Origin of the sequence: Phytohabitans maris (assembly GCF_031085175.1) — a bacterium.
In the GTDB taxonomy this organism is placed as follows: Bacteria; Actinomycetota; Actinomycetes; order Mycobacteriales; family Micromonosporaceae; genus Phytohabitans; species Phytohabitans maris.
In genome coordinates, this window is sequence record NZ_JAVHUY010000013.1 from 1 (window position 1) to 24,902 (window position 24,902).

The 24,902-nt window shown below is 74.2% G+C and carries 23 protein-coding genes; 12 read left to right on the top strand and 11 right to left on the bottom strand.

Annotation, left to right across the window (positions count from 1 at the left end):
* Positions 1-277, bottom strand: a 277-nt coding sequence (locus RB614_RS15370; protein ID WP_308713169.1) for a helix-turn-helix domain-containing protein, incomplete at its 3' end; no start/stop codon positions are given.
* Positions 278-654: 377 nt separating this feature from the next.
* Here RB614_RS15370 and metF point away from each other — a divergent pair.
* Together metF and RB614_RS15380 are read left to right on the top strand one after the other, a co-directional pair.
* Entirely contained in the window at positions 655-1,575 is a 921-nt protein-coding gene (gene metF / locus RB614_RS15375) for a methylenetetrahydrofolate reductase [NAD(P)H] (RefSeq protein WP_308713170.1), read from the top strand.
* A 27-nt stretch (positions 1,576-1,602) separates the two neighbouring features.
* Positions 1,603-2,271, top strand: coding sequence for a CDP-alcohol phosphatidyltransferase family protein (locus RB614_RS15380; RefSeq protein ID WP_308713171.1), 669 nt, complete (start codon positions 1,603-1,605; stop codon positions 2,269-2,271).
* Positions 2,272-2,309: 38 nt separating this feature from the next.
* On the opposite strand, the gene RB614_RS15385 is transcribed toward RB614_RS15380, so the two are convergent.
* The 7 genes from RB614_RS15385 to RB614_RS15415 form a co-directional block, all read right to left on the bottom strand.
* Positions 2,310-3,737: a phytoene desaturase family protein gene (locus tag RB614_RS15385; RefSeq protein WP_308713172.1), complete on the bottom strand. Its 1,428-nt coding sequence runs from the start codon at positions 3,735-3,737 to the stop codon at positions 2,310-2,312.
* A 67-nt stretch (positions 3,738-3,804) separates the two neighbouring features.
* Entirely contained in the window at positions 3,805-4,863 is a 1,059-nt protein-coding gene (locus tag RB614_RS15390; protein ID WP_308713173.1) for a glycosyltransferase family 2 protein, read from the bottom strand.
* On the bottom strand, positions 4,860-5,582 hold the full coding sequence (locus RB614_RS15395; protein WP_308713342.1) for a carotenoid biosynthesis protein: 723 nt from the start codon (positions 5,580-5,582) through the stop codon (positions 4,860-4,862). The genes RB614_RS15390 and RB614_RS15395 overlap by 4 nt, the downstream gene beginning before the upstream one ends.
* A 77-nt stretch (positions 5,583-5,659) precedes the next feature.
* Positions 5,660-6,202 (bottom strand): GNAT family N-acetyltransferase, encoded by a 543-nt coding sequence (locus RB614_RS15400; protein WP_308713174.1) that lies wholly within the window; start codon positions 6,200-6,202, stop codon positions 5,660-5,662.
* Positions 6,199-6,903, bottom strand: coding sequence for a monooxygenase (locus tag RB614_RS15405; protein WP_308713175.1), 705 nt, complete (start codon positions 6,901-6,903; stop codon positions 6,199-6,201). Before RB614_RS15405 ends, RB614_RS15400 begins: the two co-directional genes overlap by 4 nt.
* A gap of 4 nt (positions 6,904-6,907) precedes the next feature.
* Complete coding sequence (locus RB614_RS15410) at positions 6,908-7,417, bottom strand: YbaK/EbsC family protein (RefSeq protein ID WP_428983013.1); 510 nt, start codon at positions 7,415-7,417, stop codon at positions 6,908-6,910.
* A 17-nt stretch (positions 7,418-7,434) separates the two neighbouring features.
* Entirely contained in the window at positions 7,435-8,403 is a 969-nt protein-coding gene (locus RB614_RS15415) for an EamA family transporter (protein WP_308713176.1), read from the bottom strand.
* Positions 8,404-8,759: 356 nt separating this feature from the next.
* On the opposite strand from RB614_RS15415, the gene RB614_RS15420 reads away from it, so the two are divergent.
* Both RB614_RS15420 and RB614_RS15425 read left to right on the top strand, forming a co-directional pair.
* On the top strand, positions 8,760-9,212 hold the full coding sequence (locus RB614_RS15420; protein WP_308713177.1) for an SAV_6107 family HEPN domain-containing protein: 453 nt from the start codon (positions 8,760-8,762) through the stop codon (positions 9,210-9,212).
* Between the two features lie 54 nt (positions 9,213-9,266).
* Positions 9,267-10,016: a hypothetical protein gene (locus RB614_RS15425; RefSeq protein WP_308713178.1), complete on the top strand. Its 750-nt coding sequence runs from the start codon at positions 9,267-9,269 to the stop codon at positions 10,014-10,016.
* A 137-nt stretch (positions 10,017-10,153) separates the two neighbouring features.
* Here RB614_RS15425 and RB614_RS15430 read toward each other — a convergent pair whose 3' ends face one another.
* Positions 10,154-10,678 (bottom strand): DUF3800 domain-containing protein, encoded by a 525-nt coding sequence (locus RB614_RS15430; protein WP_308713179.1) that lies wholly within the window; start codon positions 10,676-10,678, stop codon positions 10,154-10,156.
* Between the two features lie 131 nt (positions 10,679-10,809).
* Here RB614_RS15430 and RB614_RS15435 point away from each other — a divergent pair, with 131 nt between their 5' ends.
* The 3 genes from RB614_RS15435 (at position 10,810) to RB614_RS15445 (ending at position 16,542) form a co-directional block, all read left to right on the top strand.
* Complete coding sequence (locus tag RB614_RS15435; protein ID WP_308713180.1) at positions 10,810-12,354, top strand: DNA polymerase Y family protein; 1,545 nt, start codon at positions 10,810-10,812, stop codon at positions 12,352-12,354.
* Between the two features lie 107 nt (positions 12,355-12,461).
* Positions 12,462-15,791 (top strand): error-prone DNA polymerase, encoded by a 3,330-nt coding sequence (locus tag RB614_RS15440; RefSeq protein ID WP_308713181.1) that lies wholly within the window; start codon positions 12,462-12,464, stop codon positions 15,789-15,791.
* A gap of 70 nt (positions 15,792-15,861) precedes the next feature.
* Positions 15,862-16,542: a hypothetical protein gene (locus RB614_RS15445; protein ID WP_308713182.1), complete on the top strand. Its 681-nt coding sequence runs from the start codon at positions 15,862-15,864 to the stop codon at positions 16,540-16,542.
* 16 nt (positions 16,543-16,558) lie between these two features.
* On the opposite strand, the gene RB614_RS15450 is transcribed toward RB614_RS15445, so the two are convergent.
* Positions 16,559-18,679 (bottom strand): MMPL family transporter, encoded by a 2,121-nt coding sequence (locus RB614_RS15450; RefSeq protein WP_308713183.1) that lies wholly within the window; start codon positions 18,677-18,679, stop codon positions 16,559-16,561.
* Positions 18,680-18,832: 153 nt separating this feature from the next.
* Complete coding sequence (locus RB614_RS15455; protein ID WP_308713184.1) at positions 18,833-19,255, bottom strand: hypothetical protein; 423 nt, start codon at positions 19,253-19,255, stop codon at positions 18,833-18,835.
* Positions 19,256-19,298: 43 nt separating this feature from the next.
* Between RB614_RS15455 and RB614_RS15460 the strand changes: the two genes are divergently transcribed.
* From RB614_RS15460 to RB614_RS15480, 5 genes are all read left to right on the top strand, one after another.
* On the top strand, positions 19,299-20,486 hold the full coding sequence (locus tag RB614_RS15460; RefSeq protein WP_308713185.1) for a hypothetical protein: 1,188 nt from the start codon (positions 19,299-19,301) through the stop codon (positions 20,484-20,486).
* 353 nt (positions 20,487-20,839) lie between these two features.
* Positions 20,840-21,580: a methyltransferase domain-containing protein gene (locus tag RB614_RS15465; protein ID WP_308713186.1), complete on the top strand. Its 741-nt coding sequence runs from the start codon at positions 20,840-20,842 to the stop codon at positions 21,578-21,580.
* Positions 21,577-22,725 carry an alkaline phosphatase family protein gene (locus RB614_RS15470; protein WP_308713187.1) on the top strand — a complete coding sequence of 383 codons (1,149 nt, stop codon included), beginning with the start codon at positions 21,577-21,579 and terminating at the stop codon, positions 22,723-22,725. The genes RB614_RS15465 and RB614_RS15470 overlap by 4 nt, the downstream gene beginning before the upstream one ends.
* Before the next feature lie 9 nt (positions 22,726-22,734).
* Positions 22,735-24,153, top strand: coding sequence for a DNA polymerase IV (gene dinB / locus RB614_RS15475; protein ID WP_308713188.1), 1,419 nt, complete (start codon positions 22,735-22,737; stop codon positions 24,151-24,153).
* Positions 24,154-24,347: 194 nt separating this feature from the next.
* On the top strand, positions 24,348-24,731 hold the full coding sequence (locus RB614_RS15480; RefSeq protein ID WP_308713189.1) for a DUF3040 domain-containing protein: 384 nt from the start codon (positions 24,348-24,350) through the stop codon (positions 24,729-24,731).
* The last annotated feature ends 171 nt before the right edge of the window (positions 24,732-24,902 follow it).

Below are 24,902 nucleotides of genomic sequence, written 5' to 3' on the forward strand. Positions count from 1 at the left end.
GGCGCAGCAGGTCGGCCTGGCCCTCGACGGATGCCGGTGCGGGTGCGGCCCGGCGGCCGGGGCGCCGGCGGGCGGCCTCGGCGGCCACCGACAGCTCGCCGCCCGGCACGTCGAGCACGACCGCGAGCCAGCTCAGCCAGAAGTCGCCGGGGACCCGCTCGCCGCGCTCCCAGCGGCTGACCTCGTGCCGGCTCACGGTGTGCAGGCCGGCGGCCGCGGTGAGCTGCTCGGCCACGCGCAGCTGCGACCAGCCACGCCCCAGCCGGAGCGCGGCCAACAGGGCGCCCAGTGAAGCGGGCGCGGTGGATGACGATGGCGTTCCGCCCGGATCCTGGGCGGTGCGTCCCTCAGACACGGCGTATCTGAGCCCCCTCGAGTGTCACGACCTCCTAAACGAACCGTGCCGACCCCTCGGCCGTCCGGCAGCACCCGACCCCCGGGCGCCGCCGGACGCCCCCGTTACCCCCTCGGGCGCCGCTCCCGGCCAATGACTCTCGCGAGGCGGGAGCGGCCACCCGTCCCAAGCGACCCCCTTTCTACCGCCCACGTACGACGTTTTCCGCCCGCAAGATCCACGTCCCGTCCCGCCGCAGGTCACCGCCACGCTCTGAGACGGCCCGACTGCGGACCGGCCGATACCGATACAGTCACTGGGTGGCACTCGGTCTCCCCTCCGTCCTTCCCGGTGGCTCCCAGCCGTCGGTCGGTGACCTTGTCGCCGGCCCCACGCCGACGTTCTCGTTCGAGTTCTTCCCGCCCAAGACGGCCGAGGGGCAGCCGCTGCTCTGGCAGGCCATCCGCGAGCTGGAGCCGCTGCGGCCCTCGTTCGTCTCGATCACCTACGGGGCGGGCGGCACCACCCGCGACACCACCGTCGCCGTGACCGAGCGGGTCGCCACCGAGACCACGCTGCTGCCCATGGCCCACCTCACCGCGGTCAACCACTCGGTCGCCGAGCTGCGCCACGTGATCGGCCGGCTGGCCGGCGCCGGCGTGCGTAACGTGCTGGCCGTCCGCGGCGACCCGCCGGGCGACCCGATGGGCGAGTGGGTGCGGCACCCCGACGGCGTCATGTACGCGGCCGACCTGGTCCGGCTCGTCAAGGAGTCCGGCGACTTCTGCGTGGGCGTGGCCGCGTTCCCCTACAAGCACCCCCGCTCGTCCGACATCGCCGCCGACACCGCCCGGTTCGTGGAAAAGTGCCGGGCCGGCGCCGACTTCGCGATCACCCAGATGTTCTTCGACGCCGACGACTACCTGCGCCTGCGCGACCGGGTGGCCGCCGCCGGCTGCGACACCCCGATCGTGCCCGGCGTCATGCCGGTCACCCGGATGGCCACGATCGAGCGGTCCGAGCAGCTCTCCGGCGCGCCTTTCCCGCCCGCGCTGCTGGAGCGCTTCGAGCGGATCGCCGGCGACGCCGAGGCGGTGCGGCGGCTCGGCGTCGAGCAGTGCAGCGAGATGTGCGCGCGGCTGCTCGACGAGGGCGTGCCGGGCATCCACTTCATCACGCTCAACCGCTCGACCGCGACCCGCGAGGTCTGGCAAAACCTTCCGGTCGGCGCCCGCGTCTGATCGGCCCGCGGGGCGGTTGATCCGAAGGTGGGACAGGGCCGGCTGGGCTGGGACGAGTACGCGACCGGGTGGGCCCGGCTGCACGGCGGCTTCGACCCGCGCAAGGCCGGCCGGCTGGTGCGCGGGTGGCTGCGCGTGTCGTACGTGATCGGCCGCGGCCTGGCCCGGGTCCGCATCCCGCCGGCCGCCGTCACGTTCGCCGGCCTGCTGCTGTGTGTCTCGGTGCCGCTGCTGGCCGACCGCCCCGCCCTGGCCGCCGTGTTCGTGCTGCTCGCCGCGATGGCCGACAGCGCCGACGGCGCCACCGCCGTGGTCTCCGGCCGGGCCACCCGGCTCGGCTACCTCTACGACTCGCTCGCCGACCGCCTGGGCGAGGCGGCCTGGCTGGTCGCGTTCTGGCTGGTGGGGGCGCCGGGCATGCTGGTGGTGGCGGCCGCCGGCCTGTCCTGGCTGCACGAGTACGTCCGCGCCCGGGTGGTCGCCGCCGGCATGCGCGACATCGGCGCGGTCACGGTCGGTGAGCGCCCCACGCGGGTCGCGGTGGCCTTCCTGGGCCTGCTGCTGGCCGGCGCGGCCGAGGCGGTACAGACCGACCTGCCCGCCGGCACGATCACGGTGGTGGCGGCGGTCTGGGTGCTGCTGGCCCTGGTCGGCCTCCTCCAACTGCTGGCCGCCGTCCACCGCGTGCTCCGCTGACCGGAGCGGTCCCCGTACGCGGCCCCCGCGGGCACGGGTCAACCGCGCGAGAGGAGCGCCGAAGCGACGATCTCGGCGCCGAGCGCGACCAGCGGGAGGCCGCCGCCCGGGTGGACCGAGCCGCCGACCAGGTACATGCCCTCGACCGGCCCGCGGTTGGCCGGGCGCCGCAGCGAGCCGGCCGTACCGTAGATCGGGTCGCCGGGGAGCAGCACCTCGCGAAACACCAGCCGGTCGCGGACCGGTACGCCCCGGCTCTCCAGCACGTCCAGGATCCGGTCCGCGTACGCCTCGGCGAGCCCCGGCCGGCGCCAGTCCACCGCGTCCGGGGCGGTGCCCTGGCGGGCGGCGTTGACCAGCACGAACCACGCCTCGTGCCCGGCCGGCCGGACCAGCGGGTCGGCGGCCACCGTCACGTACACGGTCGGGTCGGGGGCCGGGCGGGCCCGCACACCCCGGCCCGGATCGCCGAAGACGGCGTCGAACTCGGCGTCGTAGTCCTCGGGGAAGTACACGTTGTGGTGCGCGAGACCCGAATCCCCGCGTACCCCCAGCAGCAGCACGAAGCCGGCGAGGCTGCGGTCAGCCAGCCGGGCCAGGCGGCGTGGCGTCGGGAGCAGGTCGCGGTAGACGTCGCCGGCGTCGATGTCGGTCACGACCGCGTCGGCGGGGATCCGCTCGCGCCCGGCCCGTACCCCGTGGACCCGCCCGCCCGCCGCGTCGACGGCGGTGACCGCGGTGCCGAACTGGACCACCACGCCCAGGTCCAGGCAGCGGGAGAGCAGCGCGCCGGCGAGCGTGGCGAGGCCGCCGGGCAGGTACCAGCCGCCGAAGGCCAGCTCCGCGTACGCCGCGGCGAGCAGCGCCGCGGGCGCCCGGCGGGGGTCGGCGCCGGCGTACGTCGCGTACCGTTCCACGAACATCCGCAGCCGCGGGTCGCGCACCCCCACGCCGCGCAGCGACTGGCCGGGGCGGATCGCCCAGAGGTCGCGCAGCCGCCAGGCCTGCCGCGCCGGCGAGAGCGGGGTGCGCAGCACGTGCCGCCACGAGGTGTCCCAGATCCGCCCGGCGCGCCGCCACAGCACCGCCCACTCCGCGGCCGCGGCCGGGCCGAGCGCCGCGCCGACCCGGGCGGCGAATGCGTCCGGATCGCGGCCGGAGTCGAGCACCGTGCCGTCCGCGAAGCGGTGCCGCACGATCGGATCCAGCGGCACCGGCTCGACCGTCTTCCAGCCCTTCTCGCCGGGTCGCGAGCGGAAGGGGCCAAGTAGCAGGTCGCCGAATACCTCCGGCAGCGTCAGCAGGCTGGGGCCGGTGTCGAAGACGAAGCCGTCCCGCGCGTACCGGCCCAGCTTGCCGCCCACCGCCTCGGACCGCTCCAGCACCGTCACCGCGTGCCCGGCGGCGGCCAGCCGCGCCGCGACCGCGAGCCCGCCGACGCCCGCGCCCACCACGACCACGTTCACGGCCGTCCTCGCTTCGCCGCGGGCGGCCGCGAGACGCCGCGTTCGACGGTTCGCTCGCAACGCTCGCTCACGGCACCCTCCGGCCGCGCCAGACCAGCCGGCCCCTGCGCCGCTCGCGGTGCGACCGCAGCACCAGCCAGGCGAACACCACGATCGAAACCGGGTGGGCCGCCGCGTCCGGCCAGGCCCGACCCCCGGTCGCCCGGGCCGCCACCACCCGACCCGAAACCCCCATCAGGTACGCGCACAGACCGGCCGCCGGCATGACCGTGACCAGCAGCGGGGGCAGCGTGTACAGGGCGAGCAGGAGCAGCGCGACCGGCCAGCCGACGGCGGCCCACAGCGACTTCGTGTAGCCGTCCGCCAGCTCCCGCCACCCCGTGTACATCCGGCAGGTGGCCAGCGCGGACCCGTCGGCGAGCGCGATCCGCCCGCCGGACCGCTTGACCGCGCGGGCCAGCGCCACGTCCTCCAGCACCTGGTCGCGCACGGCCGCGTGGCCGCCCGCCCGTTCGTACCCGGCCCGGTCCGCGACCAGGAACTGCCCGCCCGCCGCAGCCAGCGCGGGGCGCGGCGAGCGTTCCATCGCGCGCAGCGGCAGGAACGTGAGCCACGACCACTGCAGCAGCGGCTGCACCAGCCGCTCGCCGGCCGTGGCGGCCACGATCCTCGGGTACGGGGTGAGCAGGTCCACCCGGGCGGCCCGGAGCTCGCCGACGGCGGCGGCCACGGCGTGCGGGGCGAGCACCACGTCGGCGTCCACGAAGACGAGCGCGGTGGCCCGCGGCGCGAGCGCGGCGAGCTGGTGGCAGGCGTACGGCTTGCCGAGCCAGCCCGGCGGCAGGGGAGCGCCCGGCTCGACCCGGAGGCCGTGCGCGCGTACCAGGTCGGCGGTGCCGTCCGTGGAGCCGTCGTCCAGCACGATCACCTCCAGCCGCGGCACGCCCTGCTGTGCCTTCAGCGCCCGCAGGCACGGCTCGACCCGGGCGGCCTCGTCCCGTACCGGCAGCAGGACGGCGACATGTTCGTCCACTGTGGATACCATCGCGGGTCGGCGCAGCAGCCGCGCGTTGACCACGGTGTGAACGGTGAGTGCGGCCACGACCGCGACCAGGAGCCAGGTCATCGGCGCCATGCCACCGCCAGCGGGACGGCCAGCACGCCCATGCCCAGCGCGCCCCACAGCGCCGAGCCGGGCAGGTCCAGGAAGACCGCGTGGGCCAGGACGCTGGCGGCGTACGTCCACAGGTAGAGCGCGTACATCGGCGCGTCGTCCGGCCCCGGACCGGCGGCGGTGGACCGGACGAGGACGGCCATCACCAGCGCCACCGCGAGCCAGCCGAGGTAGTTGCCGGCCGGTACGCCGGGGACGCCGGGCAGGGCGGGGTGCGGGTCGTCCCAGGTCCAGTACCCCGCGGCGACCATCTGCGGGTCGAGGAAGAGGTCCCAGGCGGCGAGCCCGAGCCCGGCGAGCGCCACCCGGCCCGGCCCGGAGCGGGTGACCCGTACCGCGGCGAGCCAGGCCGGCCAGGCCATCCAGGTCCAGGCCAGCGGCACGACCCAGGGCACGCCGGCCACGCGGGGGCCGAGGTCGCCGGAGTAGGCGTACGCGCCGAACGGGAACCCGGTCGCCACGCCGAGCGCCTCGACCGCGAAGCCGCCGCCGGTGGTCACCACCACGAGCCGGGCGGCCGCCCGGGGTCCGCGGGTGAGCAGCGCGTGCCCGACCGAGGCGGCGTACCCGAGCAGCACCGCCGCCACGGTGACGGCGGCCCGGGCGGTGCCGCCGGTGAGCGGGTAGCCGACCTGTACGAGGACGAGCCCGCCCAGCGGCACCCAGGGCAGATGCCTACCTAGGGCCTCGTCGTCGAACCGCCGCTCCGCTTCGCTACGCCGGCGGTCCGACGCGCGATCACACCGTCTCACGAGGGGAGGGGGAGCTGCCGTCCTAGCACCGCGAACGCCCGCTCGTCGCCGGGGAAGCGGAAGTCGCGCAGCACGTCGACGAACTCGAAGCGCCGGTACAGCCGCCAGGCCCGGGACGCCGACTCGTCGGCCTCGGGGGTGGACAGCAGCGTGGTGGCGCCGGTGGCCATGCGCAGCAGCGCGCGCAGCTGGCGGGCACCCACGCCGTGCCCCTGCGCCGGCGGGCGGACGTGCAGCTCGACCACCTCGAAGCAGTCGGTCAGCCAGCTCTTGCGCGCCTCCTCGGTCAGCGCGCCGCGCACCTGGTCGTGCCACCACTGCCCGCTGGCGGACGTGTACCCGTACCCGAAGCCGACCAGGTGGCCGTCGCGGGTGAGCGTGGCGACCGCCCGGAAGCCGGGCCGCCGCGCGTGGGTGGCGATGTATCCGCGCCGCGCCTCCAGCAGCTCGGCGCGGTAGCCCATCGCCTCGCCGTACACCGCGACGACGTCGTCCAGCCGCCTGGTGAGGTCGTCCGGCATCCACGGCACCAACCTCATGCGCGCCCGCGCTCCCCTCCGTCGTTCCAGCCCACGACCCTACGGTCGCCCATGACGTCCAGTACGGCGAACCGGGCGAACAGGTCCTCCGCATACCACCCTTCGGCCGGTGTGCGGAGGATCGCCGCCCGGTGCTCCGGGTGACGGTACGCGAACTCGCGGAGGTCTGCGGTGTTCCGCCACACGCTGACCGTGCCCTGCCAGCCGATCGGCGCCTCGCCGATGCCGAAGCGGGCGAGCAGCCCGGGCGCGGTGGCCACCGCGGCGGCGACCGGCGGTACCGCGCGCCAGAACGTGACCGCCCGGCGCGGCCGGAGCCGGGCGCGGGTGAGCGCGAGCACGGTCCCCTCGGCGGTGCCCCGGGGCGTGCCGAACGGCTCCGCCGCCGACCACCGTCCCCGGCTGGCGAGCGGGCGCAGGTCGATCCGCACCTGGCCGGTGGCGAGGCGGGCCCAGGCGCGGGCCACCGGCGAGCCGGCGAAACCGCCGGCCGAGCCGGCGTCGGCCCACACCACCAGAGCGGCGTATCGGGTCAGGTCGGCGTCCGTGGGGCCGAAACCCTCGCCGGTACCGGTGCCGAGGAGCTTGGCGAAGCGGACGCCGGGCAGGGCGCGGAGCCGGCGGCGGTCGAGGGCGATGCGGGCCAGCGCGCGCGGCACCACACGGCGGGGGACCCGCCACGCGTGCAGCGTCACGAACACCGCTCTACTCGACCTCGGCCGGGCTCCCCGCGGTGATCCGGACCAGCTCGGCGTACGTGGTGGGGAAGACCGCCTGGGGTACGCCGCCGGCGGCCCAGATCTCCCCGTACCGCTCCAGGGCGGTGTCGACGAGCGTGCGCAGCGGCTTGGGGTGGCCGAGCGGCGCGACCCCGCCGATGACCTGGCCGGTGTGCGTACGGACGAAGTCGGGCGTGGCCCGCTTGAGCTTGCCCACGCCGAGGTCGGCGGCGACCTTGGCGGTGTCCACCCGGTGCGCGCCGGAGGTGAGTACCAGCAGCGGCTCGCCGTCGGCGTCGAAGACCAGCGAGTTGGCGATCTGGCCCACCTCGATGCCGAGCGCGGCCGCGGCCGCCGCAGCGGTGTGTACGGCCTCGGGCAGCAACCGGACCTCGCTGGGTCGGCCGGAGCCGTCGCGGGCGTCGGCGCCGAGCAGGGCGTCTTGTACAGCCTGCACGTTGGGGTGTACAGGCCGCACATTCGGGTGTGTGGACATGCCGACCATCTTGCTGCCTACCCGGCCGGAACGGCGACGGCTTTCTCCCCGGCGGCGGCCGTCTCGGGTGCTCGCGGCGTGACCCGGGCGGTCTCGGCCAGGGCCACGCCGGCCAGGACGAGCGCGCCGCCGGCGAGCTGCGCCGCGCTGAGCGCCTCGCTGCCACCGAGCGTGATCCATGCCACAGCCGAGGCGAACACCGGCTCGACCATGCCGATGATGCCGACGCTGGTCGCCGGCAGGTGCCGGAGCGCGGCGGCAATCAGCATGTACGGCACGATCGAGCCGAGCACCACCACGTACCCGAGCAGGAGCGCGACCGGAACCCCGCCGGAGGTGGCCTCCGCGAGCGGCGCCCAGCCACCGTTCGCCGGTGCGACGGCCTGCGTGAGCAGGCCGGCGACGGCCGCGGAGCCGAACGCCCAGGTGGTGAGCGACAGCGTGTCCCGGCGCGCCACACCACGCGCGCCGAGCAGGTAGTAGAGCGCGAGGAGCACGGCCGCGCCGAGGCCGGCGAGCACGCCCAGCCCGTCGAGGCGAAGGTCGCCCCACACCTCGGCGACGCAGGCGAGCCCGGCGAGGCTGAGCGCGAACCCGCCCCACAGCCGCGGCCGCACGGGCTGGCGCTGGCCGAAGCGCACCCAGAGCGCGACGAAGAGCGGCGCGGTGAACTCGAACAGCAGTCCGATGCCCACCGGCAGCCGGGAGATCGCCACGAAGTAGAGCATCGGGACGAGGAAGAAGCCGGCCAGCCCGTACCCGACCAGGAGCGGCAGGTCGTGACGGGTGACCGCGAGGCGGCGGCCGTGGCCGAGCAGCAGCGTGATCGCCAGCAGCCCGAGGAAGGCGCCGGCGGCCCGGAGAAAGGCCAGCTGGGCAGGCTCGATGCCGGCGCGCAGCACCAGCTTGGAGACGGTCCCGTTGATCGCGAACAGCGTGCCGGAGGCGACCACCAGGGCCACTCCCAGCGCGGGCTTCCTCGTCACCCGTGTCAGGGTACTGGGCGCCATCGGTCGTTACATCGCGATACCGCCCGGCGGCGCGCCCGCCGAGCGTTGCGTTTTTGTCGTAGCCGAGGTGTACTGTCTTGGTAGTTCGAACGATTGTTCGAACGACTCGGGTGGAGCGGTTCGCGACGCGCCATCCGAGGGCGGTTCGCGGAGACCGCGTGCGGGTCCCGGACATTCGCGGGTCCGGGCCCTCAGGCAGGACCGTCGTTCGCCACCCCCGACCCCCGGGCGGCGAGCGACGGCCTCGCCGGCCGAGCCGGTCGGGTGTGAGGAGGGGAAGCGTTCACGCCCGGCCGGCGCCGTCGACAGGACATTGCCGAGGAGAGACTCCCATGCCGACCAGTACCGCTCCGGCACCCACCGTGCCCGCCGGCGTGCTGCCGCACCGCACTCCCGCCGAGCTGCTCGTTCTCGCCCGGCGCGGGCTGGAGGAGGCGGCGCAGACCCGCCCCGACGGCCTGCGATACGCGGCCGCCCACCTGTCCGCCCTGCGCGCCGCGGCCGCCATGCTCGCCGCCCGCGCGCAGCCGGCGCCCACCCGGCGCAACCGGGTCACCAGCGTCTGGACGCTCCTGCTGATGGTGGCGCCCGAGCTGCGCGAGTGGGCCACCTACTTCGCCGCCGGCGCCAGCAAGCGCGCCGCGGCACAGGCCGGCATCCCGCGCGTGGTCACCAGCCGCGAGGCCGACGACCTGCTGCGCGCCGCCGAGCAGTTCGTGGCGGTGGTCGAGGTCGCGCTCGGCCTGGCCCACCAGCCCGCCCTGGACGGGCTGGCCGCGGCCTGACCGTCCGTCGCACACCGTTCGTCTCGTCAGCGCACCAGGAAAGCGAGTCAGGCCATGGCGGGCCAGGCGACTCTCCGGTCCGCCACCGTGGCCGGGCTGGTCCGGCCGGCCAGCGACCCGGACGTCACGGGGCGGCACCGCGTACTGCCGGTGGTGCCCCCGCTCGGCGTGCTCCTGCCCGGCGGCGGCCTGCGCCGGGGCACCACCGTCGCGGCCGGCGCCCTCCCCGAGGGCGGGCAGCCGGCCGGCGTCCCGCTCGGCGGCACCTCCGCCCTGGTGCTCGCGCTGATCGCGGAGGCCTCCCGGACCGGTTCGTGGTGCGCGCTGGTCGGCATCCCCACGTTCGGCGCGGTCGCCGCCGCCGACGCCGGCATCGCGCTCGACCGCCTGGCCCTGGTGCCCAACCCGGGTCCGGAGTGGGCCGCGGTGGTCGCCGCCCTGATCGACGGCATCGACGTGGTGGTCACCGCCGTGCCCGGTGGCGTGTCCGCCACCATCACCAGCCGCCTGGCCGCCCGCGCGCGGCAGCGGGGCAGCGTCCTGGTGCCGTACGGCCGGTGGGACGGCGCCGACGTGACACTCCAGGTGGTCCGCAGCGACTGGGAAGGCCTGGGCGAGGGACGCGGCCGCCTCCGCCAGCGCCGCGTGACGATCCTCGCCCGCGGCCGCGGCGCGGCCGCCCGTCCCAAGGAGATCACCGTCTGGATGCCCGGCACCGGCGGCCGCCCGGTGGTAGCCGTAGTCGACGTGGAGCCGGCGACAGCCACCACCGGCCGCCGCGCCACCCTCACCCTGATCCGCTGACGGCTTTCTGGCCACTGGAATCGACACAAGGGGTGGAGTACTCTGAGAGAGGCTCCCGGCAATAGCTGGGGGAAGTGGACCCGGCTCCCGACCGGACGATCGGTGGGCCGGGTTACGCGTATCCAGACCTTGTCGGTCTAGGGCTCGACTCGCTGGACACCGTCGACGACCGGTGAGATGCGCCGGCGCCAGTCACCACCCGCCCCGTATGCCCAGGCGATGATGTCGGCGATCTGGAGCCCCGGGTGCTCCCATGACGGGGCGTGCAGATAGCGCACATCCGACTTGGTAAGTGTCGCCTGAAGCGTGGTCCGGTCCCGCCGGTTCTGATTCTCCTCGCCACGGTCCAGGACCAGCCGTCCCACACCCATCCGTAAGGCGTCGTCGGCCAGTGTGGACAGGCAGGTGGGGCGGGCTCGGGACACCGGCCTCGGGGCGGTGTAGACAAGTCCTCGGACGACGCTCAGGCCGACGATCGTGCTGATCACCTCCCGGCGGCGCGAGTCGCGTTCGTCGACCATGTGAATCCGGCGCTGGCGGGGCAGCCGGAGCGAGCGGACGGTGCGATCGACATCCGCCCTCGCCTGGCTGGGGATGAGTGCCAAGGCGAGGATGAAGGAGGCGCCGCGGATGGACTCGTCGGCGTACCCGTCGATCGTCAACCGTCCCTCCGCGATGTCGTTTGACGGTGGGTGACCGGCGAGACGCTACCGGTTGATCTGAGTTGGTGAGGTCCCGCCAGTCGGGTTGCCGATTACGATGAGTTGTTCGAACATTTGTTCTATGATCGGGCGTGCGCACGTTGCTGGTCTGGTGTCCCGACTGGCCGGTGGTCGCCCTGGACCTCGTGGAGGGGATCCCGGCGACCGGGCCGGTCGCCGTGGTCCGGGCCAACCGTGTGATCGCCTGCTCCGAGGCGGCCCGGGCGGAGGGAGTGAAGCGCGGCCTGCGCAAGCGGGAGGCGCAGGGGCGCTGCCCGCGGCTGACCGTGGTCGAGCACGATCCGGATCGGGACGCGCGGGCGTTCGAGCCGGTGGTGGCGGCGGTCGAGGAGCTGGTGGTCGGGGTCGAGGTGGTGCGGCCGGGGTCGTGCGCGATGGCGGCCAAGGGGCCGGCGCGTTACTTCGGCGGCGAGGAGCGTACCGCCGAGGCGATCGTCGAGCGGATCGCCGAGGCGTGCGGGGTGGAGAGCCAGGTGGGGATCGCGGACGGGGTGTTCGCGGCGGGGCTGGCGGCGCGCACCGGGCGGATCGTGCCGCGGGGGGAGACCCGGGAGTTCCTGGCCGGGCTCCCCGTCGAGGCGCTCGACCGTCCACAGTTGACGGACCTGCTGCGGCGGCTCGGCGCGCGTACCCTCGGTGATTTCGCGGCCCTGCCCGCCGCGGACGTCCTGTCCCGGTTCGGGTTCGACGCGGCGCTGGCGCACCGGCTGGCGGCGGGGCGTGACCACCGGCCGCTCGCGGTCCGCCGCGTGCCGCCCGACCTCGACGTCACCGACCGGTACGACGACGAGCCGCTCGACCGGGTCGACGTGGCGGCGTTCGCGGCGCGGTCGCTGGCCGAGCGGCTGCACGAAAGGCTCGCCGGCCACGGGCTGGCCTGTACCCGGGTGGCGATCGAAGCGGTGACCGTCGACGGCCAGGAGCTGCACCGGGTGTGGCGGCACGACGGTCTGCTCACCGCGGCGGCCATCGCCGACCGGGTGCGGTGGCAGCTCGACGGGTGGATCTCCGGGCGCCGGGAGCGGCCGGTGTCCGGGATCGTACGGCTGCGGCTGGTCCCCGAAGGGGTGCTCACCCACGTGGGGCTCCAGCCGGGGCTGTGGGGCGAGACCGGCGAGGAGCGCGACCGGGCGCACCGGGCGCTGCACCGGGTGCAGGGCATCCTCGGGCCGGAGGCGGTGCTCACGGCGGTGCTCGGCGGCGGGCGTTCGCCGGACGACCAGGTGCGGTGGGTCCCGTGGGGCGACGAGCGGACGCCGGCCCGCCCCGGGCAGCCGCCCTGGCCGGGGCGCATCCCGGCCCCCGCGCCGGCGCAGGTGCTGGCGGCGCCGGCGCGGGTGATGGTGTACGACGCGGCCGGCGCACCGGTCGAGGTGAGTGGCCGGCTGGAGGTCAGCGGGCCGCCGGCCCGCGTCGTGTTCGGCCCGGAACGGCGGGGGCGGGAGCGGGCGGTCGAGGTGATCGGCTGGGTCGGGCCGTGGCCGGTGGACGAGCGCTGGTGGGCGGCGGAGGAGTCGCGGCGCCGGGCCCGCTTCCAGGTCGCCCTCCCCGGCGGTTGGGGGCTGCTGCTCTCCCTCGCCGGCGGCGTCTGGTCCGTGGAGGCGATCTATGACTGAGCCGCGATGCCGCCTGGCGCCCGGCGCGGCCGTCACCGTGCGGTGCCGCTCGGCGCGGGGCGCGGCCACCGAGCCGCGGTGCCGCCGGTGGCGGGAGGGAGGCGACCATGGGGTTCAGTAACCCGCCCCGCCCCTGGGCGGAGATGGAGCGGGTGCTCTCCGGAAGGCACGTCGTGGATCCGCTGGCGGTGGACGCCGACGGCGGCGACTCGCCGGCCTGGAGCCGCAAGCGGCCGCCGTACGAGGGGCCCGCGCTGGTCCGCGCCGAGGGGGCCGTGCCGTACGCGGAGCTGCACTGCCACACCAACTTCAGCTTCCTCGACGGGGCGAGCCACCCCGAGGAGCTGGCCCGGGAGGCGGCCCGGCTGGGGCTGACCGCGCTCGCGGTGACCGACCACGACGGCTTCTACGGCGTGGTGCGCTTCGCCGAGGCGGCCCGCGCGCACCAGTTGCCCACGATCTTCGGCGCGGAGCTCTCGCTCGGCCTGCCCGGCCCGCAAAACGGCGAACCCGACCCGGTCGGGCGGCACCTGGTGGTGCTGGCCCGGGGCCCCGCCGGGTACGCGCAGATCGCCCGCACCGTCAGCCAGGCGCAGCTGGCCGGCAAGGAGAAGGGCCGCCCGGTCTATCCCGCGATCGAGGAGCTGGGAAAGGCATTGAAAGACGTCGTCGTGCTGACCGGGTGCCGCAAGGGCACCGTACCGGCGGCGTTGCGGATCGGCGGGATGGCCGCGGCGGCCGCGGAGCTGGACCGGCTGGTGGCCGCGTTCGACCCCGGGCGCGTGCTGGTGGAGCTGACCGACCACGGTGACCCGGCCGACGGCGACCGCAACGACGCCCTCGCCGAGCTGGCCGCCGCGGCGGGACTGTCCACTGTGGCTACCAACAACGTGCACTACGCCACGCCCAAGCGGCGGCGGCTGGCCACCGCCCTCGCGGCGGTACGGGCCCGGCGCAGCCTCGACGAGATCGACGGCTGGCTGCCCGCCGCGGCCACCGCCCACCTGCGCGGCGGCGAGGAGATGGCGGCCCGGTTCGCGGGCTACCCGGGCGCGGTGGCCCGGGCCGCGGAGCTGGGCCGCGAGCTCGCCTTCGACCTCCAGCTCGTCGCCCCCAACCTGCCCGCCTGGGAGGTGCCGGAGGGCCACGACGAGATGACCTGGCTGCGCCACCTGACCATGGCGGGGGCGCTGCGCCGGTACGGCCCGAGGGAGGCGAACCCGGAGGCGTACGCGCAGCTGGAGCGGGAGCTGGGGACGATCGAGGAGCTGGGCTTCCCCGGCTATTTCCTGATCGTCCACGACATCGTGACGTTCTGCATCGACAACAGGATCTTCTGCCAGGGGCGGGGATCGGCGGCCAACTCGGCGGTCTGCTACGCGCTGGGCATCACCAACGTCGACGCGGTACAGCACGGGCTGCTCTTCGAGCGTTTCCTCGCCCGCGAGCGGGACGGGCCGCCCGACATCGACGTCGACATCGAGTCCGACGAGCGCGAAAAGGTCATCCAGTACGTCTACGACAAGTACGGCCGCACGCACACCGCCCAGGTCGCCAACGTGATCTCGTACCGGCCGCGGTCGGCGGTGCGTGACATCGCCAAGGCGTTCGGCTTCTCGCCCGGCCAGCAGGACGCGTGGAGCAAGCAGATCGACCGGTGGGGGAGCATCGCCAAGGTCGACGTGGACGACATCCCGGGAGATGTCGTCGACTTCGCCAACGAGCTGCAGACGTTTCCACGGCACCTGGGCATCCACTCCGGCGGCATGGTGATCTGCGACCGGCCGGTGATCGACGTGTGCCCGGTGGAGTGGGCCCGGATGGAAAACCGCACCGTCCTGCAGTGGGACAAGGACGACTGCGCGATCGCCGGGCTCGTCAAGTTCGACCTGCTGGGGCTCGGCATGCTGTCGGCGCTCCGGTACGCGCACGACATGATCCAGGACGACCTCGACCTGAGCGCGATGGACCTCACCGATCCCGAAATTTACGACATGTTGTGCCGCGCAGACTCAGTTGGCGTCTTCCAGGTCGAGTCCCGGGCGCAGATGGCTACCCTGCCACGGCTCCAGCCGCGCAAGTTCTATGACCTGGTCGTGGAGGTGGCACTGATCCGCCCCGGGCCGATCCAGGGCGGGTCGGTACATCCTTATATTCGTCGCAAAAAGGGCATCGAGGAAGCCGTGCCTCCACATCCAAAAATGGCCAACGCGCTCGCCAAGACCCTCGGCGTGCCGCTCTTCCAGGAGCAGCTCATGCAGCTCGCCATCGACGTGGCCGGCTTCGACGGCACCGAGGCCGACCAGCTGCGCCGGGCCATGGGCTCGAAGCGCTCGGACGAACGGATGGCCGCGCTCCGGGAGCGGCTCTACACCGGCATGGCCGAGCGGGGCATCACCGGCCCGGTGGCCGACGACGTGTACCTGAAGCTCTCCTCGTTCGCCAGCTTCGGCTTTCCGGAGAGCCACGCGATCAGCTTCGCCTACCTCGTGTACGCCAGCTCGTGGCTCAAGCGCTACCACCCGGGACCGTTTCTGGCCGCGCTGCTCAACGCCCAGCCGATGGGCTTCTACTCGCCGCAGACGCTGGTCGACGACGCGCGGCGGCACGGCGTCGAGGTGCGCCGGCCGGACATCAACCTGAGCGGGGCGAAGGCCAAGCTCGAGTACACATCGGACACCCGGTGGCGGAGCGAGCCGCTCGAACCGCCGCACCAGTGGGGGATGGGCGGTCCGGCCGTCCGGCTGGGCCTGTCCTACGTACGCACGATCGGCGACGACCTGGCGAAGCGGATCGAGGAGGAGCGGGAGGGCGCCGGGCCGTACCGGGACATGGCCGACCTGGCCCGCCGGGTCGGCCTGAGCACCGCGCACATGGAGGCGCTGGCCACCGCGGACGCGTTCGCCGGCTTCGGGCTGGCCCGCCGCGAGGCGCTGTGGGCGGCCGGCGCCGCGGCCCAGGAACGGCCGGACCGTCTCCCCGGCACCGGCAACAGCCCCAACCCGCCACCCACGCTGCCCGGCATGGACGCGGTCGAGCGCCTCGTCGCGGACGTGTGGGCCACCGGCCTGTCGGCGGAGAGCCACCCGGCCCGCTTCATCCGCGCCCAGCTCGACGAGGCCGGCGCGGTGCCGATCGCGCGGCTCGGCCTGATCGACGGCGGCACCCGGGTGCGCGTCGGCGGCCTCGTCACCCACCGGCAGCGGCCGGCGACCGCGGGCGGCATCACGTTCATAAACCTCGAAGACGAGACCGGCATGCTCAACGTCACCTGCTCGCCGGGGCTGTGGCAGCGGTACCGGAAGGTGGCCCGCACCAGTGCCGCGCTGATCGTGCGGGGGCGGCTGGAAAAGCACGACGGTGTGATCAATCTGACCGCCGACCGGCTCGACCCGATCACGCCACCGGTGAGTCCGGCGTCACGCGATTTCCGGTGATACACATCGGACGGTATTCCGACAATGGTTGCCGGCGCGCCACTTCGCTGTGCCAACCTGGCACCGGCCCGTGGCGAAGGCGGATTGCGAGATCACAGAAATTCCGGTGGCGATGCGTGACAGGACCCTTCTCCTGGTCGGTGCCAAGTTCCTCTTCTGGCTGTTTTTCCTTATCGTTTACCTGCCCCGCTTCGCGGCCGGACACGCGCGCATCACGTTCGGCGTGACCAGCGCGGACGCCGACTACACCCGGGCGCAGTGCGAGGCGCTCTCGTCCTGCGGCGACAACCACGACGCGTTCGAGTGGGCGCAGATGACGCTGATGAGGACGGTGGCCGGCGAGATCTGGGTCACCACGATCGCGCTGCTCCTGCTCGAATCGATATTTCTCGTCATGATGGTCATCCACCTCATGGGCCGCGGTACGACGGCGCGCACCGCCATGCGGTGGTGGCGCCTCCAGTTGGTCGTCGTCGTACTGTCGCTCGCCGTTTACCTTTCACTGCTCGGCATCGGCGCCGTGGCATTGCACCGCATTCCGGAAAACGCGCGTCTCGGGCCATATCAGGCCGCGTTCTCGTCGCCGTTCACCGATGTCGCGATGCTCTATTACGCCAGCGTCTTCATCGCCGTCAACACCCTCTCACTGGTCCACAACCGCGCACTGGCCCGCCGCGCCGGACCCTCCAGCCGTGTTGATCAGGGAGCTGGTGGGCGTGTCGACCGGCGCGTCACTCCACCAAGTCCCTGATCAACGGCAAAGGGGGTCACGGGGCTGAGCGCACCGCGGGCTCGGGCGCCGGCGCCGCGGTGGCCGGGAGCGCGTCGGGCACCTTCGCCAGCTTGCTCGGGTGCCACATGTGCCGGCCGAGGTCGAGGTTGAGCGCGGTCACCAGCACTGCCCGCACCACGATCGTGTCGAGCAGGACGCCGAACGCCACCGCAAACCCGATCTCCGCGAACGCCGTCAACGGCAGCGTGGCCAGCACCGCGAACGTGCCGGCGAGCACCACGCCCGCCGACGTGATCACGCCGCCGGTGGCCGCCAGGCCGATCAGCGCGGCCCTCCTCGTGCCGTGGCGCGCGGCCTCCTCGCGTACCCGGGTCATCAGGAAGATGTTGTAGTCGATGCCGAGCGCGACCAGGAACACGAAGACGAACAGCGGCAGCGAGCTGTCGGCGCCGCCGAACCCGAACACGTGCCGGAAGACCAGCGCGCTCACGCCCAGCGCCGCGCCGAACGAGAGCACCACGGTCGCGACCAGCACCAGCGGCGCGACGATCGCCCGCAGCAGCAGGCCCAGGATCACCAGCACCACGAGCAGCACGATCGGGATGATCAGGTTGCGGTCGTGCCGGGCCGCGCGCTGGAGGTCGAGGTTGATCGCGGTCTGGCCGCCGACCTGGGCGTTCGCGCCGGGCAGCGCGTGCACGCGGTCGCGTACCCGATCGACCGTGTCGTACGCCGCCGGGCTGTCCGGGGGCGCGGTGAGCGTGCCCTCCAGGTAGGCCACCCCGCCGCGGACCACGGGCTCGCGGACGGACGACGGCTCGATGCCCGGGGTACCGGCGAAGGCGGTGCGCACCTCGCCGGCCCGCGCCGCGTCGCTGACCACCGCGACCGGGCTGCCCACGCCGGCCGGGAAGTGCCGGGCCAGCACCTCCTCGCCCACGATCGAGTCCGGGTTGCCGCGGAACGACTCCTTGTTGGTCAGGCCGGTCGCGTTCAGCTGGACCAGGCCGATCGCCATGACGGCGAGCACCACGCTGGTGCCGACCCACGTGGTGCGGGGGCGGTGGGCGATCCGGGCGCCGACCTTGGCCCAGAGGCCGTTCGTGCTCGGCTCGGCCGTGCCCTCCTTCGGGCGTACCGGCCAGAAGATCCACCGGCCGACCGTGACCAGCAGCGCCGGGAGCAGCGTGAGCATGGCCGCGAGGCCGACCACGATGCCGATCGCGGCGACCGGGCCGAGGCCGCGGGTGGAGTTGGTCTCGGCGAAGAGCAGGCAGATCATGCCGATCGCCACGGTGGCCGCGCTCGCGATGATCGCCGGGCCGGCCCGGTGCAGGGCGACCGCCATCGCCTCGTGCCGGTCGTGGTGGCGGCGCAGCTCCTCCCGATATCGGGCGACCAGCAGCAGCGCGTAGTCGGTGCCCGCGCCGAACACCAGCACCGTCAGGATGCCCGCGCTCTGCGCGTTGACGGTGAGGCCGGCGTGCTTGGCGAGCAGGTAGATCACGGCCTGGGAGGCGGTCAGCGCCACGCCGGCGGAGATGACCGGGAGCAGCCAGAGCACCGGACTCCGGTACGTGAACAGCAGGATCACGATGACCACCGAGGCCGCCGCGTACAGCAGCGTGCTGTCGATGCCCTCGAACGCCTCGGCCGAGTCGGCGGCGCTGCCGGCGGGGCCGGTGATGTGCACGTCGAGCCCGTTGGCGCCCTCCTCCGCGGTCGCCTTCATCGAGTCGACGATCGAGCCGGCCCGGTCCCAGCCCTCGGGGCCGAGGTTGAGCGGCACGTAGATCTGGGCCGCCTTCTGGTCCTGCGCGAACGCCGGGCCCTGCACCGGGCCGTCGAGGTCGCCGAGCTGCCCGAACCGCTGGGCGTCGCCGGCCACCTTCGTCTTGTCGGCGTCGGTCAGCCCGGACTGGCGCTCGTAGACGACCACGGCCGGGAGCATGTCCGGCGAGGAGAAGGCGGCCTGCTTGTCGAGCACCTGGGTCGACTCGGCACTGCCCGGCAGCCAGGACCGCGCCTGGTTGTCCTGCACGCTGGTCAGCTTGCCGGCGAGCGGCCCGGCCAGCGCGACCACGGCCAGCCAGAACACGATGATGAGATATTTCGTCCGCCGGCCGGTGAGCAGCCCGGCGAAGTTTCTGGTCATGAGTCCCCCCGTGGACACGCGCCTACGATCCGGCTACATGTTGCGCCGGTTCGCGCCGGTCGCACATCGTCGATACGCACCGGCTTCCGCGCCTGATACCCCTAGGGGACGCCGGACGTACATGTCCGTTTCCGAAAACGCCCCGGACACCTTCTATTCGCTGCTCAGGACCCGTTCGAGGAGGGTGGCGAGGGGGACCGACTCGCCGTCCTTGCCGCCCCGGCCGACCACGAGCGGCGGGTCGTCACCCGGGAGGGTGATCCCGGTCAGCCGCGCGCGCAGGCTGGCCGGCACGGTGAGCAGGTGGAAGGTGCCGTCCTCGGCGACGGCCATCGACCGGTCGGCTTTCAGGTACCAGCCGCGCAGGCCGGTCCGGTACCGCCCTCGGCCGCTGTACGCGCGCGCCACCAACGGCTGCGTCGGCAGATCACGCGCCCGGGCCCGGCGCACGAAGTCGGCCACCAGCGCCCGGGCCTGCGAGATCTCCACCGCTCTCCGGCGCTCCTCCGCGGCGGCGTGTACGGTGACCGCGTGGCGCCGACGCCTGTGCCAACCGGCTTGGTCGTCGGTGGTCATGACCCGACCCTACGATTCCCCCGTCGAGGAAGGGAGCGGCACCGTGCAAGAGGGACGCTGCCATGGCGGCCCACTGGACGGTCAACTGCGGACCATCCGCAACCCCGGCGGTTTCCTCCTGGGTGACAAGCCCTCCGGGCGGGCGTGGTTCTACGACCGGCGCGACGACGCCTTCCACGTCCGCGACCCGCAGGCACAGCCGCTCGCCGACGACCTGGCGGTGAGCCTCGCCCTGGGTGAGGAGTACGACGTGCTCGCCCTGCCCGAGCCGGCCGTCGTCGCGGCGGCCGCCGCCGAGGCCGATGTGGACACCGACGAGTACACGATCCTGGCCAGCAACCCCAATCCGGCTCGCATCTCCGCCGCGATCTGGCGACTGTGGACGGACTTCGACCGCATCGAGCCGTCCGCCCTGCTCGGCGGCGTGTACGCGGCGAAGCCCGGGTACCACAACTATCGCAACGCGCTGTCGTCGTCCGACTACTCGGTGGGTGACGTCACCGCCGACCGCCGGGGTTCCGGAGTGATGGCGTCGGCGATCGACCTGAGCCTGTCGGACGCCGCGATGCGCCGGTACACGGGGCGGCTGGACAGCGCCGCACGGTCCCGCGACCCGCGCCTGTACAGCCCGCGCGGGCCGGTGCTGCGCGAGTTCATCGGCACGAAGGACAACCACGGCGTCTACTGCTACGTGCTCACCGGCGGGCGGCCGCTCGGGGTGGGCGCCGACGCGGGACCCGACCCGGGTCGCGACGAGAGCCACCTGTGGCACATCCACCTTTCGATCATCAGGCAGTTCTGTGAGGACTGGTCCGCACTCGACGGCGTCCTGTCCGTGCTGCGCGGGGAGTCCCTCGCGGCCTGGCAGGCCAGATCGGAGTACAACGAGATGACCCCCCAGCAGGCGCAGCAGCTCCGCGACGCGCACTACACCACGTCGGTGGCGATCCCCAACCCCACCGGCGAGGGTCGGGTGCCGCTGCACGTCTGGGCCAACTGGATGACCGGCGCGGTCAAGGCCCTCGCCACCGCGGTCGGCAGCGTCGACGAGGCCACCAAGGCGCAGCTCCAGCAGGATCTGACCAGCCTGCAGGCCAGCATCGACGCGGTGCCCGACCAGGTCGCGCAGCCCTTCGGTTCGACCGACGACCCCGAGGACATCGCGCTGCGGCTGCGCGCCATGCTGGGCGACAAGGCCACCGCGGTCGGCCAGATCCTCGCCCGCGGCTGACGCTCGCTCCCCGCGCCCGACCTGTGCTCCGCCGTTCGGTCGTGCGGCAAACGCGTTCACCGCGATTACAGTTGACAGCCTGGTGGCGGAGGCCGTGGGGCTCCGCCACCTGTGGTGCGGACCCCTGGCATAGGCTGCGGCCATGACCGGGAGTGCGGGCCCCGGCGGAAACGCGGAGCGGCGCGAAGCGCAGGGCAGCGTTTTCGTTGGGTGCGGTTGCGAGGCTTCGGACCTCGACCACGGCGGTGGACGCGCGCCGAGCGACGGAGCGGGGTAGGCATGAGCGGGAGTCGCGAGGCTTCGGACCTCGACCACGGCGGTGGACGCGCGCCGAGCGACGGAGCGGGGTAGGCATGGAGTTGACTCGCGCACAGCGCGGCGGACCACGCACCGCCGTCGTCTGGGCGGCGCTGCGCCGCGAGATCGAGCGGCAGGGCGGTCGCCCGCTCACCGTGCTCGACGTCGGCGGCGGCACCGGCGGCTTCGCCGTGCCGCTCGCGGAGGACGGCCACCGGGTCACGGTGGTCGACGCCAGCCCGGACGCGCTCGCCGCGCTGACCCGCCGGGCCGCGGAGGCCGGGGTCGCCGATCGGGTCCGCGCGGTGCAGGGCGACGGTGACGCGCTCGCCGGCCTCGTCGAGCCGGGCGCCGCCGACCTGGTGCTGTGCCACGCCGTGCTGGAGGTCGTCGACGACCCGGCGGGCGTGGTGGGTGCGGTCACCGCGGCGCTGCGGCCGGGCGGGGCGGCCAGCGTGCTCGTCGCCGGCAAGGCCGCCGCGGTGCTCAGCCGGGCGGTCAACGGCCATCTCGCCGGCGCCGCCGCGCTCCTCGCCGACCGGCACGGATGCGCCGGGCCCAAGGACACGCTGCGGCGGCGCTACGACGCGGAGACCGCCGCCGCGCTGCTGCGCGCCGCCGGGCTTGAGGTTTCCGAGATCCACGGGGTACGGGTCCTCGCCGACCTCCTGCCCGCGGCGGTTGCCGACGCCGACCCGCAGGCGGTGGTCGAGCTGGAGATGGCGGCTGCCGCCTACCCGCCGTACCGGGACATCGCCGCCCAGCTCCACCTCTTCGCCCGCCGCCCGTCGTCATGACCCAGCCGCTGGAGTTCGTACGGCCGGCCTACGGGCGGGCCAGCCTCGCCGAGCTGCTGCCCAGCGTGCTCGCCGTCCTCGGGGTCCCGGAGGCGCCGGATCCGCTCGGCCTCACCGCCCGGCTCGACGGCGTGCGGCGGATCGCCCTGCTCGTCGTCGACGGCCTCGGGTCGTACCAGATCCCGCTGGCGACCCCCCACGCGCCGACGCTGGCCGACGTGGCGCCCGCCGCCACGGAGCTGACCTCGGTCTTTCCCTCGACGACGCCGGCGGGTCTCGCGTCGATCGGCGCGGGAGCCGTGCCCGGCGCGCACGGGTTGCTGGCCTTCACCGTCAACGTGCCCGGCACCGACAGGGTGCTCAACCACACCCAGTGGTGGAACGACCCCGACCCGTCCGCGTGGCAGCCGGTGCCGAGCCGGCTCGCGGTGGCCCGGGCGGCCGGCGTCGCGGTGACCATGGTGAGCCGCCCCGAGTACGCGGGCAGCGGCCTCACCCTCGCCGCCTGGCGGGGCGGTGACTACCGCGCGGCGCCCGACCCGGACACGCTGGTCACCGGCATGCTCGACGGGCTCGCGGTGGGCGGGCGGTCGCTGGTCGTGGGCTACCACCCGACGGTCGACTCGGCGGGACACCGGTTCGGCGTCGACTCGCCGGAGTGGCGGGCCGCGGTCGCCGAGCTCGACGGGGTGCTCGCCCGCCTGGTCGAAGGGCTGCCGGCCGACGCGGCGCTGCTGGTCACGGCCGACCACGGCCAGCTCGACGTGCCCGACGAGGGGCGGTACGACCTCGACGCCGACCCGCGCCTCAGCGCCGGCCTCCGCCTGGTCGCCGGCGAGCCGCGGGTGCGGTACCTCCACACGCTCCCCGGCGCCCGCGACGACGTGGTGGCCGCGTGGCGCGAGGTGCTCGGCGAGGACGCCTGGGTGGCACCCCGCGAGGAGGTGGTCGAGGCGGGCCTGTTCGGGCCGGTGCCCAGCGCGCACCTCGGCCGCATCGGTGACGTCGTGGTGGCCAGCCACGGGCTCTGCGCGGTGCTCGCGACCGCCCACGAGCCGGAGACGGTGGCAAAGCTGGTCGCCTACCACGGCTCGTACACGGCGGCCGAGATGATGGTCCCGCTGATTGTCGTACGGGCGGTCTAGCCTGCGCGTATGGGTCGTAGCCAGGCGGTGCCGCGCGGCGATTCGCGGTTCGGGCCGGAGGGTGACGACACCGGCAGCCCCATCCTCCACGTCGACATGGACGCGTTCTACGCGTCGGTCGAGGTGCACCGCGACCCCACGCTGAAGGGCAGGCCCGTCGTGGTCGGCGGGATCGGCCCGCGCGGCGTGGTCAGCTCCGCCAGCTACGAGGCCCGGGAGTACGGGGTACGCAGCGCGATGCCCACGTCCCGCGCCCGGGCCCTGTGCCCCCGAGCGGTGTTCATCCCGCCCGACTTCACCGCCTACACGGCCGCCTCCCGCGCGGTGATGGGCATCTTCCGCGACGTCACCCCGCTGGTCGAGCCGCTGTCGCTGGACGAGGCGTTCCTCGACGTGGCCGGCGCGCGGCGGCTGCTCGGCCCGCCCGCCGGCATCGCCCGCCTCATCCGCTCGCGGGTCCGGGGTGAGCTGGGGCTGACCTGCTCGGTGGGGGTGGCGCCGACCAAGTTCGTGGCCAAGCTCGGCTCGACCCGGGCCAAGCCCGACGGGCTGATCGTGGTGCCGGCCGACCAGGTGCTGGAGTTCCTCCACCCGCTGCCGGTGGCCGCGCTGTGGGGCGTGGGGGAGCGGGCCGCCGAGACGCTGGGCCGCCTTGGCCTGCGCACCGTCGGCGATGTCGCCCGCGCACCGGTCGGCATGCTGCGCAGCGCGCTCGGCGAGGCGGCCTCCGCCCACCTGCACGAGCTGTCCTGGGGGCGCGACCCGCGCCGGGTGACGCCGGATCAGGTCGACAAGTCGATCGGGGCGGAAGTGACGTTCGACACAGATGTGGCCGATCCCGCCGTGATCCGCCGCGCGCTGCTCTCCCTGGCCGAAAAGACCGGCGCCCGGCTGCGCCGCTCCGGCCAGGTGGGGCGCACGGTCTCGATCAAGGTGCGGATGGCCGACTTCCGCACGATCAGCCGTTCCCGCACGCTGCCCGGCCCGACCGACGTGGCCCGCGAGGTCTTCGACACGGCCTGGGCGCTGTGGGAGGCGCTTCAGTCGGAGGCCGGCAGCCGCCGGCCGTCCGGTGCTGGTGCTCGTCCGGCGTCGGGTGGTGGCGCTCGTCCGGCGTCGGGTGCCGGCGAGGCCCGCCGGGGTTCCGGCGCGGGCGGAGCGGGTCCGGCGTCGGGCGCCGCTGCGCGTGGCGTCGACCCGATCCGCCTGATCGGGGTGCGGGTCGAAGGGCTGGCCGGGGCCGGTGCCACCCCGAGGCAGCCCGCACTGGGCGAGCCCGAGCACGGCTGGCGCGACGCCGAGGCCGCCGCCGACGCGGCCGCGGCCAAGTTCGGCCGAGCGGTGATCCGCCCGGCGAGCCTCCTCCGCCCGGCTTGTCCGCTTTCCGACTCTCCCCGCGCCGATCCTGGTAATTCAGACGGCCGGTGACCGGCTTTCTGCGTGTCGGTGACCTGCGCTCTGCGCCCCGGTGACCTGCGGTGGACCGAAAATCACTCAGGCCGTGGGTCGTCCCGCTTTCCGAGCCGCGAAGCCCCTCGTAGACTGGCGGGTAAGCAGTCGGTTGTGGCTGCCACGGTCTGTCGGTCCGCCCGGGCCGGCCTACGTGACCGGGGAGGAGTGCCGTGCCGCTCTCTGAGCATGAGCAGCGGCTGTTCGAGCAGATCGAGCAGTCGCTGGCCGAGGATCCGAAGTTTGCCTCGGCCGTGCGCGCCAGTGACCCGCGCTTCCATGCGCGCCGTCGTCTGCTGCTCGCTGTCGGCGTGATCGCGGTCGGTCTCGCGTTGGTTGTCTACGGCACGGTTACAGAGCTGACCCTGCTCGGCGTGGCGGGGTTCGTGGTCATGCTCGGCGCCGCGGCGTTCGCGATGCGTTCGCACCGCAAGGCACAGTCGCCCGACCTTCGCGTCGTGGGAGGCAGCACATCCCGCCGCACCCGCGGCCGCCGGATGTCGTTCGTCGACCGGCTGGAGGAGAGGTGGCGTCAGCGGCCGGAAGGCCATCGCTGACCTCCTCCCGCGAGACGGTCCACCGCCGCTGAATCCTGCCCCGGTTTCCGATCTTCCTCCGCGCCCTCGCCGTGCCCTCCTTGGCACCGGCGAGGCATCTGCCTTTTCCACGGCCTGAGGTCCGCCTCCTGACGCGCTTCCCGGCAGGCCGGCCCACGCCGCCCTCCCGCA